13 protein-coding genes and 1 pseudogene are annotated in these 15,632 nt (G+C 50.8%); 11 read left to right on the top strand and 3 right to left on the bottom strand.

Features of this window, described 5'->3' with window-relative positions:
• Window positions 1-38: 38 nt before the first annotated feature.
• The 6 genes and pseudogenes from DFQ01_RS04315 to DFQ01_RS04295 all read left to right on the top strand — a co-directional run bounded on the left by DFQ01_RS04315 (window position 39) and on the right by DFQ01_RS04295 (window position 6,628).
• Window positions 39-944: a 5'-3' exonuclease gene (locus DFQ01_RS04315; protein WP_110042641.1), complete on the top strand. Its 906-nt coding sequence runs from the start codon at window positions 39-41 to the stop codon at window positions 942-944.
• A 237-nt stretch (window positions 945-1,181) separates the two neighbouring features.
• Window positions 1,182-2,186: an ABC transporter substrate-binding protein gene (locus DFQ01_RS04310; protein WP_110042640.1), complete on the top strand. Its 1,005-nt coding sequence runs from the start codon at window positions 1,182-1,184 to the stop codon at window positions 2,184-2,186.
• A gap of 121 nt (window positions 2,187-2,307) precedes the next feature.
• Window positions 2,308-3,897 carry a helix-turn-helix domain-containing protein gene (locus DFQ01_RS04305; protein ID WP_110042639.1) on the top strand — a complete coding sequence of 530 codons (1,590 nt, stop codon included), beginning with the start codon at window positions 2,308-2,310 and terminating at the stop codon, window positions 3,895-3,897.
• A 166-nt stretch (window positions 3,898-4,063) separates the two neighbouring features.
• Complete coding sequence (locus DFQ01_RS04300) at window positions 4,064-5,101, top strand: NAD(P)/FAD-dependent oxidoreductase (protein WP_110042638.1); 1,038 nt, start codon at window positions 4,064-4,066, stop codon at window positions 5,099-5,101.
• Between the two features lie 24 nt (window positions 5,102-5,125).
• Window positions 5,126-5,257, top strand: a pseudogene (locus DFQ01_RS31500) (cupin domain-containing protein); the annotation flags it as partial.
• Between the two features lie 180 nt (window positions 5,258-5,437).
• The gene (locus DFQ01_RS04295; RefSeq protein WP_174812557.1) at window positions 5,438-6,628 is read left to right on the top strand and encodes a phosphodiester glycosidase family protein; all 1,191 of its coding nucleotides are present in this window, start codon (window positions 5,438-5,440) and stop codon (window positions 6,626-6,628) included.
• Between the two features lie 66 nt (window positions 6,629-6,694).
• Here DFQ01_RS04295 and DFQ01_RS04290 read toward each other — a convergent pair whose 3' ends face one another.
• Both DFQ01_RS04290 and DFQ01_RS04285 read right to left on the bottom strand, forming a co-directional pair.
• The gene (locus DFQ01_RS04290) at window positions 6,695-6,964 is read right to left on the bottom strand and encodes a hypothetical protein (protein WP_110042636.1); all 270 of its coding nucleotides are present in this window, start codon (window positions 6,962-6,964) and stop codon (window positions 6,695-6,697) included.
• Between the two features lie 77 nt (window positions 6,965-7,041).
• On the bottom strand, window positions 7,042-7,338 hold the full coding sequence (locus DFQ01_RS04285) for a DUF3055 domain-containing protein (protein ID WP_174812558.1): 297 nt from the start codon (window positions 7,336-7,338) through the stop codon (window positions 7,042-7,044).
• Window positions 7,339-7,595: 257 nt separating this feature from the next.
• Between DFQ01_RS04285 and DFQ01_RS04280 the strand changes: the two genes are divergently transcribed.
• Window positions 7,596-8,579 (top strand): HRDC domain-containing protein, encoded by a 984-nt coding sequence (locus DFQ01_RS04280; RefSeq protein WP_110042635.1) that lies wholly within the window; start codon window positions 7,596-7,598, stop codon window positions 8,577-8,579.
• 478 nt (window positions 8,580-9,057) lie between these two features.
• On the opposite strand, the gene DFQ01_RS04275 is transcribed toward DFQ01_RS04280, so the two are convergent.
• On the bottom strand, window positions 9,058-10,098 hold the full coding sequence (locus tag DFQ01_RS04275; RefSeq protein WP_110042634.1) for a zinc dependent phospholipase C family protein: 1,041 nt from the start codon (window positions 10,096-10,098) through the stop codon (window positions 9,058-9,060).
• Between the two features lie 132 nt (window positions 10,099-10,230).
• Here DFQ01_RS04275 and DFQ01_RS04270 point away from each other — a divergent pair, with 132 nt between their 5' ends.
• The 4 genes from DFQ01_RS04270 to DFQ01_RS31495 all read left to right on the top strand — a co-directional run bounded on the left by DFQ01_RS04270 (window position 10,231) and on the right by DFQ01_RS31495 (window position 15,501).
• A complete protein-coding gene (locus DFQ01_RS04270) occupies window positions 10,231-10,689 on the top strand; it encodes a chemotaxis protein CheX (protein WP_110042633.1) in 459 nt (152 codons plus the stop codon).
• Window positions 10,690-10,864: 175 nt separating this feature from the next.
• On the top strand, window positions 10,865-11,644 hold the full coding sequence (locus tag DFQ01_RS04265; protein ID WP_110042632.1) for an SDR family NAD(P)-dependent oxidoreductase: 780 nt from the start codon (window positions 10,865-10,867) through the stop codon (window positions 11,642-11,644).
• 49 nt (window positions 11,645-11,693) lie between these two features.
• On the top strand, window positions 11,694-13,244 hold the full coding sequence (locus DFQ01_RS04260; protein WP_110042631.1) for a DEAD/DEAH box helicase: 1,551 nt from the start codon (window positions 11,694-11,696) through the stop codon (window positions 13,242-13,244).
• Between the two features lie 121 nt (window positions 13,245-13,365).
• Window positions 13,366-15,501 (top strand): S-layer homology domain-containing protein, encoded by a 2,136-nt coding sequence (locus tag DFQ01_RS31495; protein ID WP_245946520.1) that lies wholly within the window; start codon window positions 13,366-13,368, stop codon window positions 15,499-15,501.
• The last annotated feature ends 131 nt before the right edge of the window (window positions 15,502-15,632 follow it).

Here is a 15,632-nt window from a genome sequence, read left to right as displayed (position 1 = left end):
GGGGACTTATAATTTGTTATGTGATAGAATAGCTCTAGATGAGATTCGGATGGGAGAGGAAGCTATTGCAAACTTCGAATAAAGTGCTCATGGTCGACGGGATGGCTGTTTTATTCCGTGCGTTCTATGCAACATCGTATACGGGCTACATTCGGAAGACGAGTGCCGGATTGCCAACGAACGCCGTGTATGGCTTCATTCAATATTTGTTTGATGCAATCGATACATTCAAACCTACACACGTCGTCTGCTGTTGGGATATGGGGAGCAAGACGTTCCGTACGGAACAATATCCAGAATACAAGGGCAACCGTGGTGAACCGCCAGAGGAACTGATTCCACAGTTCGATCTCGTGAAAGAGGTCGTTGCAGAAATGGGCATCCCGAATATCGGTCTGGTTGGTTACGAGGCGGATGACTGCATCGGTACGCTCGCGACGCGCCTTGGCGTAGAGCCGGACGTCGAGGTGCTTATTCTGACCGGTGACCATGATATGCTTCAGCTCGTTACGGAGTCGGTGAAGGTCGTCATCATGAAGAAGGGTAAGCTGAACTACGCTGTGTATGATCCTGCGCTGTTGCTTGAAGAGCGGCAGATCACGCCACTGCAGGTTATTGATATGAAAGGCTTCATGGGGGATACTAGCGATAACTATCCAGGCGTCAAAGGTATCGGCGAGAAGTCAGCGCTTAAGCTCCTGCTTGAATACGAGTCGATTGAAGGCGTGTTGAACAACCTGGAGAAGCTGCCGAAGGGCATTCGCAGCAAGATCGAAACGGATATCGACATGCTGCACTTGTCACGTGAACTCGCAACGATTCGTCTTGATGTTCCGGTTGCTTGCGGCTTGGAAGATTGCATGTGGGACCTGCAGGTTGAGTCGGCTACGCGCAAGTTCGAGGAGCTGGAGTTCGGATCGCTGGTGAAGCTGCTGCAATCTTAATTCTTACTTTAACTATTTGATACGCCGAAAGTATGGGGTGAACCGCTGGCATAGTGGTTCACCCCATATTTTTTATTCCGAGTGTGACGAGTTTGTATAAAGCCGGTCGTAGAGAATGTGTATTGAGCATGCAATCCAATTTGGGGTAGAATCTATTCATGCATAATGATAATGATTATCATTATAAATAAAATTGTTTTGCTACAAAACGTAAAACTTATGGGAGTGAATTTGTTCATGGCAAGATCGGGATTTATGAAAACAGGATGGATATCGCTTATAATGGCAGCAATGATTACGGTGGCAGGTTGCGGCTCGACAGACGATCAAGCTGTGTCCACGGCAACTGCTGATCAGTCGTCACAGGCAACGGCAGCGCCAAGCGAAGCTTCGTCTCAGACGGAAACGCGCGTCGTAACCGATGGCTTCGGAGAGGTAGAGATTCCGACAAATCCGAAGCGAATCACAGCTCTTTATCGTGAAGATTATTTGGTTGCGCTTGGGGTAACGCCTATTGTGCAATATTATAACCCGATGTGGGGCAAGCAGGATTATTTGAAGCTGGATGTGCCGTTGTTCGACGTAACTGGCAGCGTTGAAGCTTTGCTTGTGTCCGAGCCGGACTTGATCATCGGCGCCGGAGAGGTCGATGCAGCACAATACGAGCTCTATTCCAAGGTTGCGCCGACGTTCCGCTTGCCGGACGACGTCCTTGCGGATTCGCGCAAAACATTGACCTTAATGGCCGATTTGCTTGGTCTCAGTGATAAGGCGGAGCAGGTTCTTGCCGATTACGATGCCCGTATTGTCGATGTGAAGGCGAAGCTGAACGCGGCGATCGGCGATGAGAAGCTGGTCGTTCTGCGGATGAACGTGGTAGACAATTCGATTAATATTTTCGGCATTCATAACACGTTTGTCGGACAACTCTTGTATGAGGATCTTGGGCTGAAGGCGCCGAAGTACGCCGAGGCGATGACGGAGGGCAATATCGTCTTATCGAGAGAGGTCATTCCGGAGCTTGACGCGGACCATATTATTTTGCTTCCGTCCAACGGGACGTGGGAGGATGAGAGCACCGCGAAAGCGCTTGAGGATATGAAGGCAGATCCATTATGGCAGACCGTTCCTGCATTCAAGAACGGCCATGTATATCCCGTAGAGAGATCGTATTGGCAGACGGGGGCCATTACGGCCAACGGGTTAAAGATGGATGATTTACTTCGATTGCTAGCTTCATAGCAGGCAATAAGAGTGAATGTGGAAAGAGCCGCTTTTCAACGAAGGTTGATGGGCGGTTCTTTTTGATTTACACTATATTCATTGAGAATGAATATCAATTAAAAGGCGGTTGATCGTAACGATGGATATTGAACAGCGCAAACAAGCGGGGACCGCTCCTTTAGTTCAATATGTGCTGCAATCGATCCGCTTAATCGTTGCGGGCGAGCAAGCAGAAATGAGTCATTTGAACGGCAGCGATAGGAACGATAAGGAAAGCTTTGAACTGCTCATTATAATGAGCGGGACGGGACAAGGAAAATGCTATTTGCAGCGGCCTGGAACCTTTTTATCCGTTGATCAAGAGGTTATGAGCTGCAGCTATTATCGAGTGTGCTTCGCAACGAGCGGCGATGATGCAGCTTCGAGCTTGCTGCCGGATAAGCAAGAGCTTGCTTGCGCACCCTTCGCTAAGACGATGGAGCTGCTTGATGAGTTATATGGACTCCGCGGGGCGACAGGCGAGCTCGAGCTGTTCCAACGATTTGTGAGATTTCAAGAGCTGCTGCTCTTTCTATTTCGTCAAAATGCACCTGCAGCCGAGGATAAGGGAACGGATATCGAGCGGCATGGGGTAGAGCTTAGCATACGGCATATTCATCAGTATTACCGTGAGCCTCTGACCGTGGAGGAGCTGGCCTCCCTCGCAGGCATTGATCGCTGGAAGTATACCCGTCTGTTCAAAGAGGCTAAGGGTCAAGTACCGCTCCAGTACTTAAATGAAGTACGGATTAATCAAGCCAAGAAGTGGCTGGCAAGCACCGATGACAAGCTGCTCGACATTGCGCTGAATGCAGGCTTCAATAATGAATATTATTTCAATCGTCGTTTCAAGCAGACGGTAGGCATATCGCCCGGACAATACCGTCGCAGCCGCAAGGGACAGCTTAGAGTAGTAGCGCCGTATTTGGAGGATTTCATAGTCGCGCTGGATATGCAGCCTATCGCCCAGTATTGGCATGCGAAATGGGGAAAACAAGAATATCTAGGCTTAAACCATATTCCGACGTTCGACGAGAACGGCGGCAATTTTGACGCGCTTTCCGGTTATAAGCCGGATTTGATATTGCTTATGGATCGTTACGAGCAACAGCAATATTCGCAGTGCCGACGCATATCGAGCACCTGCATCCTGCGTGAGCAGACCAATAATTGGCGTACGCTGCTGCGTACCGTCGCCGATTATTTCGGTCGGACGGAGTTGGCCGACGACATTATCGCAAAGTATGATTCCAAAGCACGGAACGCGAGACATACGCTAAGTCAGGTTATGAAAGGCGAAACGGTCGCTTTTTTGCGTATCTCGGCGGACCATATCATCCAGTATACAGAAGAAGGGCAAGGCTTTGTTTCGACTGTTCTCTATGGTGATGTTGGCTTGCGTTCCCACTCCGCAGTAGGTGTAGCTTCAAAAGCGAATAGGCCGGGCATGTTCAATCTTTCTGTAGAGGATTTGCATGCGTTAACCGCGGATCATCTGTTTATTACTTTCGATAAATGGCATAGCCAGGCAGAAGGCAAGGAACGGGAACTGCTGAAGCAGCCAGAGTGGCGTAATCTGCCCGCTGTACGAAACAACCACGTTTACGAGGTTGATTTTTTAACTTGGATGAATAACGGAATTATTTCTAATGGTAAAAAAATCGATGATATACTGCGATCGTTAGCTTGATTTGGTTTAGCTTGTGACTGAAAGGTCTGCATCCTCTGTTTTGTATTTTGTATAAAGCTACCGTCGATTTTGTCCATTGTTATTATCAAGCCGCCGAAGCTACAATTATATTGATAATGATTATCATAGTTAGGCGTTACATGAGCCGGCTGGAGGAGGACAACGATTGACTGAGCAGCTTGAATTATTCGATGTGACGATTATCGGCGGTGGTCCTGCGGGAATGTATACCGCTTTTTATAGTGGAATGCGCGATTTAAAGACGAAGCTAATAGAAGCGAAAGACGAGCTGGGCGGGCGGATGCTTATTTATCCCGAGAAAATGATTTGGGATGTTGGAGGGGTTACGCCGATCCTATGCGAGAAGTTAATCGCCCAATTGACGGAGCAGGCGAAGACGTTCGACCCGACAATTGTATTCGGCCAGCAAATTATCGGATTGGAGAAACAAGCGGATTCGACGTACATTCTGGAGTCGGCAACGGGGGAGAAGCATTGGACACGCACGGTCATTCTGGCTATCGGCCGCGGCATTCTGCGTATGGCGAAGCTGGAGCTGGAAGGGGCTGAGCGCTATGAGGTGTCCAATCTGCACTACACGGTGCAGGAGCTGGAGCCTTTTAGAGGGAAACGAGTACTTATTTCGGGTGGGGGAAACTCCGCTGTCGATTGGGCGAACGAGCTGGTTCCCATCGCTGCTCAGGTCACAGTCGTACATAGGCGCGACCGCTTCGGCGGACATGAGAAAAACATTGTTCGAATGAAGGAGTCTTCTGCCGATGTGCTTACGCCATATGAAGTCACGCAGTTATACAGCGGCAACGGAAAGACGATTGAACGGGTGACGATTACCCATATCGAATCAGGGGACGCGCGGGAACTAGAAATAGACGAGGTTATCGTCAACCACGGGCTGAAGTCCGATTTTACAGGGATCAAGGATTGGGGACTGGATATGGACGACTGGAACATATTCGTCAGCCCTAAACTAGAGACGAACTTGCCGGGCATCTTCGGGGCTGGCGACTTCGTCAATTACGAAAGCAAGCTCAACCTCATTGCAGGGGCGTTCACGGATGCGGCCTTAGCGCTGAACAGCGCCAAGCGGTACATGGATCCCGAGGCGCCGAGAATGGCTTATGTATCGTCGCATAACGAGAGGTTTAAAGAACGGAACAAAGCGCTTGGCGTATCCGATGAATAGCATGAGCCAACGTTTACTTCTCGGCTCTGTGAAGTGAATGACCATGGGCTTCGCATCGCAGTCATTAACGGTGAATTTCATTGGCATAAACATGAGGATTGTGACGAGCTGTTCATGGTGCTTGAAGGAGAGCTCTTCATAGACTTGGAAGACAGGACGATACCGCTAACGCTTCGCGTCTAATGAACCCAGTTCCCTAGTCACAACTGCTCGTGACCCTGCTTGCTTTCTATGTGAACGGGATTTTACAAATTCTTCTTTGCTCTTCAATATCCAACCTTTGCGTCCGATTACAAATACGTACAGTTTCTGGATAGGATTGGGGAGATGAGAGAGATGTCGAACACAAGGAAACATTGGAAACAAAGCGCGCTGCTGCTGCTCGTTGCTGCGACAGCGGTGGTTAGCGGCGGGTACGGTTCTGCAGGAGGATACGGCGGAACAGCGCGTGTGTATGCAGAGAGTGCCACTCAAGCGACAAGCGCAGCGCAGTCAGCAGCAACGAGCAGTGACGACAGTGCAGCGAAACTGAAGGTGACATACGCTGCGGAGAACCAGAAGGTGAAGGCAGGCGCACGCGTATTTTTGCGCGATAAAATTAAGACATCCCAGCCAGCTATTTTGTCCTATGCGATTGGCAATCCGGCGATTGCTCGCGTGGAGTCGAACGGCCTGGTAAGCGGCGTCAAAGCAGGAACGACGAAGGTGGTAATTACTGCCGAATCGGCAAGCGAGACGGTTCGAATAACGGTTCCGATTGAAGTGACGGCAGCAGCTGTAGTTGCGGCGCCTAAGTACGCTTCAGTGAAAGTGACGGTATCCGGGAAGACCTACACGGTGCAGACCGTTACCGTTCCGAAGGGAACGCCGGTGACAGCTGGCCTTGCGAACAAAACCGTCGGACAGGTGCAATCGCTTCGCGGCATGGCGACTGCTTATCGTGCAGACGTTGCGGTAAACGGAACCTTTTTCTCCGCATACAGCGATCCGCCGGTTCCATATGGCAACATTATCTCGAATGGCGATGTTGCGCACATCAGCAATCTTGGGACGACGATCGGGTTCCGAACGGATGGTACAGCCGTGATGGATACGCTTCGCATTCGAACGACGACGAAACGTATCGCGGGCAAAAACGATGTGACCTATGAGATGACGAACGATAAAGGCGATTCGCTCAGTTGGGGCGATGTGCATACGGCGATCGGTGCAGGACCGCGGCTCGTCGTTAACGGTGAAGTGAAGATCAACGCAGAGGCAGAAGGCTTCCGTGATCCGAAAATATTGACCGGCGGCGGTGCACGCAGCGGCATCGGCATTCAGAAGGACGGTTCGATTATTATCGCGACGATTTCGGGAGCAACGATGAAGCAGTGGGCGGCTATTATGCTGAAGCTCGGCGCCAATCAAGCGATGAACTTGGATGGCGGTGCCTCATCGGGTCTTCTTTTGAAGAGTAAGACGATTACGGCGGAAGGCCGTTTGCTGAGCAATGCGCTGCTGTTTGGCAGCGAGCTGAAGTACTAATTTAAAAAACGGCATTCCGCCTCGATGCGGGATGCCGTTTGTTCTTGTTGGTGTGTAATGGTGCGTTTAAGGTTCGTCTTGAACTTCGGGAATCGAATGCCGCTGCTTGTAGTCGCCTGGGTAACCGCGTTCCATGCCAGCATGAAGCGAACGGTTCTCATAGCCGTACGGATTGATGGACCGCTGTTCCAGCCGCCACGGTTTGCTTTTGCCGAGCGATTCTGCCTCAAGATCGGCCCCATAAGGACCGTCTGGGAATTCCTCTGACGTTAGCTCGTTGCGGTACGATTCAACGGCAGCGAAGTCGGTGTATTTCTCATCGTTGTTACGGTTCATGACACACCCCTCTAATGACATGGCTCAGAAGCGTTTCTGCAGGTCTTCATTCAGACCCACAGATCATTGTGCCCGAATTAGTCGGTAAAATTCACCGTTCCAACAACAAGCTGCAAAAACTGGTTTAACTCTTCAGCTTCCTCTTCCGTCAGCTTGAACACATGCTCAAGATAGCCCTCTTCTTCGAGATCGTCCGAGCCGATAATGGCCGTTCGGCCGGCTTGCAGATCGGTAACGAGCTTCTTGCCATAAAAGCGGTTTGTCGTTGTAACCGCGAGATCGAATCGTTTCAAGCCAGGCGAGATGAACGTAACGAATCGCGTCGATGTTTCTTCCGTTGAATCTGACATAAAATCATAATCTGGCAGCAGCATGGTGTAGCCTCCGTTTCATAATCAAACAATGCACTCATCATATCATCGGCCACATCCTGTGAGCAAAGGCAAACATATGATCGATTTATAGTTGTACGATATGGAAAGAGATGCTATATTAAGAGTAACTGAAATTTGGACATGAGGAGGCACCTCTACCGTATCGGCGGAGGTGCCTCTTTTTTGTCGTATACGGAAGTTGAGGTTTGATCCGCTGTCCTTAATTCGGGAATTTGAATTACGGGAGATGGATGAAGATGCAGGTTGTATTCATGAACACATTTGATCGGGTAGATGGAGACAAAACAGTGGTGGGAGCGAACGTATCGATCTGCGAAAATGACGGCCAGTGGCTTGTGCTGTGGACCGAAGGGTCGGATGACGCTGCAACATGGTATGAGGGCTTGTCCTGGGAAGAAATGCTCGCTGCCTTCCGTCACGGTGTTGCGATGAAGATGGGCGAAGGCTTCCAGCCTGTTATTGACGGTATGCTGGATGAGCGCAAAACATCGCCTGGCAGCATCATTACGATGATGCAGTGTTACGGCGAGCTCAATAGTGACCTGGTACTGTTCGAAGAGCTGCGAGAATGGCGTCGTAAGACTGCGGCGCAGCAGCGCAAGTCCGCCTATATGATCGCGACGAATCGCGTGCTCCATATGATTAGCGCCTTCAAGCCGCACACAGAGCCAGAGCTCGCGCAAATCCCAGGCTGGGGCGACACGAAGATGAAAGCCCATGCCGAAGAGGTTCTCGCCATCACCTCGAAGCATTCACGCGAAACGGTGTTCCCGCTCGATTGGGTTACGAATGCTCTGGACACGAAGCAATATTTGCAATGGGCATACCGGCAGAAGGAGCTTAAGTACAAAGGTCAGATGGAGCGTCATCAGGAGAAGCGGCTCATTCTTGATGCGATTTCGCAAGGTCGGTCACTCGGCGAGCTGCAGACCGAACTCGTCATGACCAGACGCAACCTGCTGGACCGTATTGAACAGCTGGAGACAGAGGGCTATGACATGGAGCCAATCGTCCAAACCGAACTCGCCGAAATGCCGATGGAAGAGCGCCAATCCGTACTCGAAGCGTTCGACACCGTCGGAGACAAATACTTAAAGCCGGTCATGCAGCATGTTTACGGCACCGAAGGTGTGTCCGACAAACCGCTCGATCTTGTCTACGACCGCCTCCGCATGCTCCGCCTCACCTACCGCCGCACCAAAAAACACGAGGCGGTCTAATCGCCTCGTGTTAAAAGTAACTATGCAACTAAGCTTTAATGGTAGAGCAGCAGCCTTATCGTTGATTTACTAATGGTTTAACGCCATTTTTTTCTTTAGGCAGGTCTGCTCCTGATGTAAGTTTTGGCATTAGAAAAACTTCAGTTTGAAGCAACTTCCTTCTGTTTAAAAAATAGAAGCGAGCTATGTACGAAAGCGAAGCGATAAATCCCCCATAAGCGAGGCGGGGAAAGCAGCTACTTCTTGATCGGCGAAGCAAATGTGCATAGGGGACGCAGCGGGCGAATGCTTCTGAAGAAGCAGAGCGTATGCTTCCGATGCAGCTTTTCTACGAAAAGCTTTAAGCGGTCGCCTTTGTCACTCGGATTGTTACCATATCTGAATTTATAGAATCAGAACAATCCGAGGACAACAGCGATCGTAAGAAGTATTCGCCTGCGGAGTCCCGTGCACATGGCGCGCAGCCATATCTGTAAATTCACCCCGTGCTCTCAACAACAGCTTCAACTTCCTTCACTCCGCCATCCGGCCAGATCGGATCGGCATACCGAATCACAGAACCACTCTCACACGGCAAGCCCGTCTCATACGATCGACTGCCCAGCAGCTCCTCCACCGCCGAGCGCAGCTCGAAGGAGCGGTTCAACTCCAGCTCTGCCGTCACGGTGCGTGCCTCGTTCGTTGTTTGCGTCTCACGGATCATCGTTAGGACAGCCGCTGTTACCGTAAGCGCATCTTCGATCGCCTGATCCCACAGTGTCCATGCGCTGACTGTATGCAGCGTCTCCCCATCCACCGGATCAAGCCAAGGCAGCTCTTGCTCATTCATCCAATCATAGTCAGGCAGGTTCTTCCGATAAACCATCGGTTCAATCTTACCGAAGGTAAACAGCCTTCGAATACCGGTCGGATCATAGAATAGCCGCTGCGCGCTTATCATGTCACGCATCGCTTCATTCCAGTACTCGCTTTTAATTTCGGATGCGAGATGCGGATAGCGGACAGCTGCGATATTCTCGAATGCTTCGCGGAGAATGTCTGTCAGCGGCTGACTCGGTGATATTTCTTTCCATACCGGCGTCTTCCACGTCTCAATTCCGAATAATCTTGAAGCAATGATCGTATCCATTGCGATCTCGAAGCGCTGATGGTCCCATTTGCGGAAGCCCGAACGGCTAAATACATAAGGATGCATATTGCGATCCAATACATGATGGAGAACGAAGCCGATTCCATATGCGGCGGAATACCGGCCTTCCTTCGTCGATAACCGCCCGCTGACTGCATCAAGCAGATCCATGAGGGCAGGACCGCATTCATAGTTGTGCATATCTGAGCCAAGTAGATTCATGATCGTATTTTTATGCCAGGGGAGGAACCGATGATAGAATAGAAAGTCAGGACCTTGGCAGCCCAAGTTGAACCATTTGCGGGTCTCCTCGTCAGCGATCCATTCCTGCTCACCAAGGCGCTCCATGATAGTATGGCCGAATAGGAAATGTGCCCAAACGTTCGGCATGTTGTTCCTCCCTTTGTTGGGTATAAAGTACCAAACTTAAAATATATAGTATACTTGTCCTAATGAATTCAGTATAATGGATTCAATTAGCAGAAGCACGCGAACGCTGTCGAAAAGGAGAACTGTCCCTCCATGAAAGCAGAGTATATAAACCCTTTTTTAGAATCCGCAAAAATCGTAATCGAGCAAGTTGTTCAAATTAAACCGGCTACCGGTCAGCCCGGGCTAAAGCCATTTGTGATTGTTGATAATTATATATTTATTCAAATTGGTATTCATGGTCAAATGCAAGGTCGCGTTGTGTTCGGCATCAGCGAACCTGTCGCGCTCAAGATGATCTCTGCGATGATGGGTGGATTCATCATTTCGGAAATCGACGAGATCGGTAAAAGCGCGATTTCGGAGCTTGGCAACATGATTAGTGGTAATGCTAGTACGATGCTGTACAATCAAGGCGTTCATGTTGATATTACTCCGCCAACCTTCATTAACACAGCGGATTTGAATATGTCATCAGCGAAGGCTTTGACGATTCCACTGATTATGGAAGGTATTGGAGAAATGGATATTCAAGTGCTAGTTGCATCGTAAGCATCGTAACACGAAAAGGGCTCCTAGGGGAGCCTTTTTCCATGCAGAATGAGAAATGATTAATGTTTGAAGCGATAGACGATCCTCTCGTATCCGCTTAGGAGACAGAAAGGATCGTCTTTCTATTTTGCGTCCAATCATGGGATGAAGTACACTAGAAGCAGGTGATGCGAAGATGCTGAAAGGGAAGAAAATTGTCATAACAGGCGCTTCTAGCGGACTAGGTCTCATGACGGCAATGAAGCTTGTACAGCAAGGGGCTAGAGTAGCGATTACGGGACGGAATGAATCGAAGCTCCAGGCTGCTGTGCAATCAGTCCCGCATGCAGGACGACTATCCACCTATGTGCTGGATGTAACGGATGCTGAGGCTGCCGCGAAGACACTTGATCGGATTTGGCGCGAAATGGATGGCGTCGATGTGCTCGTGAATAATGCGGGATTCGGCTATTTCGAGCGATTCATCGATGCGCCGCTGGAGCATTTTGAGCAGATGATGGATACGAATTATATGGGTGTCGTTCGCTGTACGAAGGCGGTGCTGCCGCAGATGCTGCGCAGAGGAAGCGGGCAGATCGTCAATATTGCCTCGATCGCGGGCAAGCTCGGAACGCCAAAATCTACGGGCTACTCCGCATCGAAGCATGCGCTGCTCGGGTTCACGAATGCGCTACGGCAAGAGATGAGAGGAACGGGTATTATCGTTTCGGCGGTGAACCCGGGACCGTTCGAATCGCCTTTCTTCCAGACGGCAGATCCGGGCGGTACGTATGTGAGCAGCGTGCAGTCTCTCATGATGAAGCCAGAACGAGTGGCGGATGCTGTCGTCAAAGCGATTGTGAAACGCAAAGCGGAGATCGACTTGCCAGGCTGGGCAGCGCTTGGCGTGAAGCTCTATCATCTATTCCCGCGGCTGTCAGACCGGATTGCAGGCGGTATGCTGAATAAGAAATAAGGACTAAGACTTACCCGCATGACGCGGATAACGGAAAGAGGAGTATGGAATGACGAACAAATGGACTGACATCGGCGTTGTGCAGCAGCTGGCCGAGACACTGACAGCCGAGGGGTTGCTTGAGCCGACACCGGTACAGTGCGAAACGATAGGTTTGCTGCTTGCAGGCTCGGACGTAACGGCAAGATCGCAGACAGGCAGCGGCAAAACGCTTGCTTTCTTGCTGCCAGCGCTGCAGCTTATTAATAGTGAGAGCAGCAGTGTGCAAGCTATCGTAATTGCTCCGACACAGGAGCTGGCGATGCAAATTACGCGCGTTGCGCAGACGTATAGCGCCCCTCTGGGCATACGTGTTGTGTCGCTTATTGGCGGTGCGGCTGTACAGAGACAGATTGATAATTTGAAGAAAAATAAACCGCAGCTTATCATCGGCACTCCGGGCCGTATTCATGAGCTGTACGCTGCTCGCAGGCTGAAGCTGAGCGAAGTGAAGCTGGTCGTCATCGACGAAGCCGACCAAGTGTTCAACCTCGGCTCCGTACGCGAGGTTGATACGCTTCTGAAGAGCACGCAGCGCGATCGCCAGCTTGCCTTCTTCTCGGCTACCCGGCCAGAAGAGATGGCCGGCATGGAGAACAAATGGATGCGTGAGCCGAAGCTGATCGACCTTGCCGGCAAGCAGCGTGTTGCCGAAACGATCGAGCACTATTATATCGTTGTTGATAAACGGGATAAGGTAGATGCTGCTCGCAGACTCGTTCGGCAGCTTAACCCTGCGTCAGCACTTCTGTTCTTGAACGATACGGACAATATTGCGCAATGGGAATCGAAGCTGCGCTATGAAGGCTTCTCGGTTGATATGCTGTATGGCGATGCCAACAAGCAGCGCCGTTCTTCTACGCTCGATCGGTTCCGCGGCGGCGACTGCAAGCTGCTGCTGGCAACCGATATCGCTGCGCGAGGCATCGATATAATGGGTCTGCCGCTCGTGCTGAATTTGGATCCGCCGATCGACGCCGATCACTATGTACACCGAGCGGGTCGTACTGGCCGAATGGGTAAGCCGGGCATCGTTATTACGATTATTACGCATCAGGAACGTTTCATTATGGACAAGTTCTCGAAGCGGCTTGGCATTAAACTAGCGGAGCGCGTCATGTCTCATGGCAAGCTTGTGTCGCCGGAAGAGTTCCGTCGTCAAGGCGGCCAATTCGGCAGCAGGTCCGCTGGTCGAGACCGCGAGCCGAATCGAACTCAGCAAGCTGAGGAGCGGCCGTCCGCTCGTCAAGAGGGTGCTCGCACCGCAGCGGTGAGCAGTGCCGAATCGTTCCGCCGTCCTTCGTCGGAACGTCCGGCTATTCGCAAGCCTGCTGATACGGATCGTCCTCGATTCGGATCGGACAAGCCTGCAGCTGTTTCCTCGGAAGCTCAGCCGCGCGTCCGTACGAATGCGAATAAGCCGCAAGGCGCACAAGAACGTCCGCAAAGTGCGAAGAAGAGCAAGGCGCAGGCGGAACGTCAACGCCAGAAAGATAAGAAAGACAAGGGCGCACCGAAGTGGTTGAAGGAAAAACGGAACGCCGCGAAGGAGCAAGACTAAAGTATTAATTTCGTAAGCCACCCCCCAAAAGCGAATTCCAATCCCCGAACGTTATGGGCGAAGGGAAAAAACGGTAGCAATGAACCGTAAAAATTTGCATATAGGAGAGGTGGCTTTTTTCATGACACTAGCGAAATTCAAGAAGGTTGCAATTAGTTCGATGGCGGCAATGGTTCTACTTAGCGGTGCTTCGACGGCATTTGCGAAAGGCCATGACAATGATGACAAAAAAGACGATAAGGACGATAAGAAGAATTCGAGCAGCATTACGATCAACGTGAACTTCAAGGACGAAGAGGATCTGAAGTGGGCAACGGAATACATTATTCGTCTGGCATCCAAAGGTATCGTCAACGGCTATGAGGATGGCACATTCAAGCCTAACAAGAAGATCAGTCGAATCGAGACGATCGTAGCGGCAGTTCGCCTGATGGGTCTGCGCGAACAAGCGGAATCCGCGGAGGAGATGAGCACGGATCTGAACTTCAAGGACGCGGATCAACTGAAGAAGAAATACCCATGGGCGGTCGGCTACGTAGCAGTAGCGCTCGAGAACGATCTGTTCTCGGAGACGGAAGATTCGATCCAGCCGGAGAAACCAGCAACTCGTCTGTGGTCGGCGACGATTCTCGTGAAGGCGCTTAAGCTGGAAGCTGAAGCGAAGGCGAAGAGCAGCACGAAGCTGACGTTCAAGGATGCGAAGCAGATCCCAGCTGGCTCGGTTGGTTATGTAGCAGTTGCACTGGAGAAGGGCATTATTACAGGTTATAGCGATAATACATTCCGTCCGAATCAACAGGTAACACGTGCGGAGCTCGCTGCACTGCTCGATCGCACGGATAGCCAGCTGCCGGATAGCGAAGACACAGATATTCAAGCTATTACGGGTACGCTGAAGGCATCGGTATCGAACAACAGCCTCACTGTGGTGAAGTCAGATAACACAGAGAAGACGTTGACGATCGATCCGAACGTATTTATTTTCCGCGATAACAAGAAAGCATCACTTAGCGACCTGAAAGCAGGCGATGAGGTGCTTGTACGTACTTACAACGGCAACGTCATCTTCATCGAAGTGACGAAGCTGGCAGAGACAACCACGACAACAACGGATGTTACGGGTACGCTGAAAGCGGCGGTATCGAATAACAGCATCGTAGTGGTGAAGGCGGATAAGACAGAGGCAGCGCTGACAGTTGATAAGAACACAGTTGTTGTGCGCAACAACAAAACAGCGAAGCTGAGTGACCTGAAAGCGGGCGACGAGGTGCTTGTGCGTACGAGCAACGGCAAGGTCATCTACATCCAGGTGACGAAGCTGGCATCAACGACAACAACAGCAGATGTTACGGGTACGCTGAAAGCGGCGGTATCGAACAACAGCATCGTTGTGGTGAAGGCAGACAAGACAGAGACTACGCTGGCGATTGATTCGAACGCAGTAGTGCTGCGCGACAACAAAACAGCAAAGCTGAGCGACCTGAAAGCAGGCGACGAAGTGTTTGTACGTACGTACAACGGTAAAGTCATCCTCATTCAAGTAACGAAGCTGGCAGAAACAGCAACGACGACAACCGATGTAACAGGTACGCTGAAAGCGGCAGTATCGAACAACAGCATCGTTGTGGTGAAGGCAGATAAGACAGAGACTACGCTGACCATTGATTCGAACGCAGTTGTTCTGCGCGACAACAAAACTGCGGCGCTTACTGATCTAAAAGCAGGCGACGAAGTATTCGTGCGTACTTACAACGGCAAGGTCATCCTCATTCAAGTAACGAAGCTGGCAGAAGCATCGACGGTGACAACCGATGTTACGGGTACGCTGAAAGCAGCAGTATCGAACAACAGCATCGTTGTGATCAAATCAGATAATACAGAATCTACGCTGACGCTTGATTCGAGTGTTGTAGTGTTACGCGACAACAAAACAGCGGCGCTTACTGATCTGAAAGCAGGCGACGAAGTATTTGTACGTACGTACAACGGTAAAGTGATCTTCATTCAAGTGACGAAGCTGGCTCCAGCTGCGACGGCTGCACTAGAGTCCGGTTCTATAAACTCCGTTACGGTGAACGCGCAAGGCAAGCTCGCGACGATTTCGATCATGAAGTCCGTTAATGGCACGCTTCAAGCCTACATCTTCAACGTCGCTTCCGACGTCGTCATCTCCGGCGATTCGAGCAAGCTCATCGCAGGCCAAGCGGTTGATCTGACGATCATTAACGACGAAGTGAAGATCATCATCATTAAGTAAGGATTTCTACCCACCTAAGGATTTCTACCCACCTAAATCCTCCCTGCTAGGGAGGACCCCAGGGGTTTCCCAACCCCTGGACCCCGGAAGGGGTCGGTGGTGGAACAGAGTTGTCAGGTAGTTACTGCGAG

The sequence above is a fragment of the Paenibacillus cellulosilyticus genome (genome assembly GCF_003182255.1).
Classification (GTDB): domain Bacteria; phylum Bacillota; class Bacilli; order Paenibacillales; family Paenibacillaceae; genus Paenibacillus_T; species Paenibacillus_T cellulosilyticus.
This window is presented reverse-complemented; position numbering and strand designations above follow the sequence as displayed.

Excerpts from the sequence above, each read along its gene's own strand:
- DFQ01_RS04270 (WP_110042633.1), top strand. The coding sequence starts at position 10,231 with ATGAAAGCAGAGTATATAAACCCTTTTTTAGAATCCGCAAAAATCGTA.
- DFQ01_RS04285 (WP_174812558.1), bottom strand. The coding sequence starts at position 7,338 with ATGCTGCTGCCAGATTATGATTTTATGTCAGATTCAACGGAAGAAACA.
- DFQ01_RS31495 (WP_245946520.1), top strand. The coding sequence starts at position 13,366 with ATGACACTAGCGAAATTCAAGAAGGTTGCAATTAGTTCGATGGCGGCA.
- DFQ01_RS04290 (WP_110042636.1), bottom strand. The coding sequence starts at position 6,964 with ATGAACCGTAACAACGATGAGAAATACACCGACTTCGCTGCCGTTGAA.
- DFQ01_RS04275 (WP_110042634.1), bottom strand. The coding sequence starts at position 10,098 with ATGCCGAACGTTTGGGCACATTTCCTATTCGGCCATACTATCATGGAG.
- DFQ01_RS04315 (WP_110042641.1), top strand. The coding sequence starts at position 39 with ATGAGATTCGGATGGGAGAGGAAGCTATTGCAAACTTCGAATAAAGTG.
- DFQ01_RS04295 (WP_174812557.1), top strand. The coding sequence starts at position 5,438 with ATGTCGAACACAAGGAAACATTGGAAACAAAGCGCGCTGCTGCTGCTC.
- DFQ01_RS04280 (WP_110042635.1), top strand. The coding sequence starts at position 7,596 with ATGCAGGTTGTATTCATGAACACATTTGATCGGGTAGATGGAGACAAA.
- DFQ01_RS04310 (WP_110042640.1), top strand. The coding sequence starts at position 1,182 with ATGGCAAGATCGGGATTTATGAAAACAGGATGGATATCGCTTATAATG.
- DFQ01_RS04265 (WP_110042632.1), top strand. The coding sequence starts at position 10,865 with ATGCTGAAAGGGAAGAAAATTGTCATAACAGGCGCTTCTAGCGGACTA.
- DFQ01_RS04260 (WP_110042631.1), top strand. The coding sequence starts at position 11,694 with ATGACGAACAAATGGACTGACATCGGCGTTGTGCAGCAGCTGGCCGAG.
- DFQ01_RS04305 (WP_110042639.1), top strand. The coding sequence starts at position 2,308 with ATGGATATTGAACAGCGCAAACAAGCGGGGACCGCTCCTTTAGTTCAA.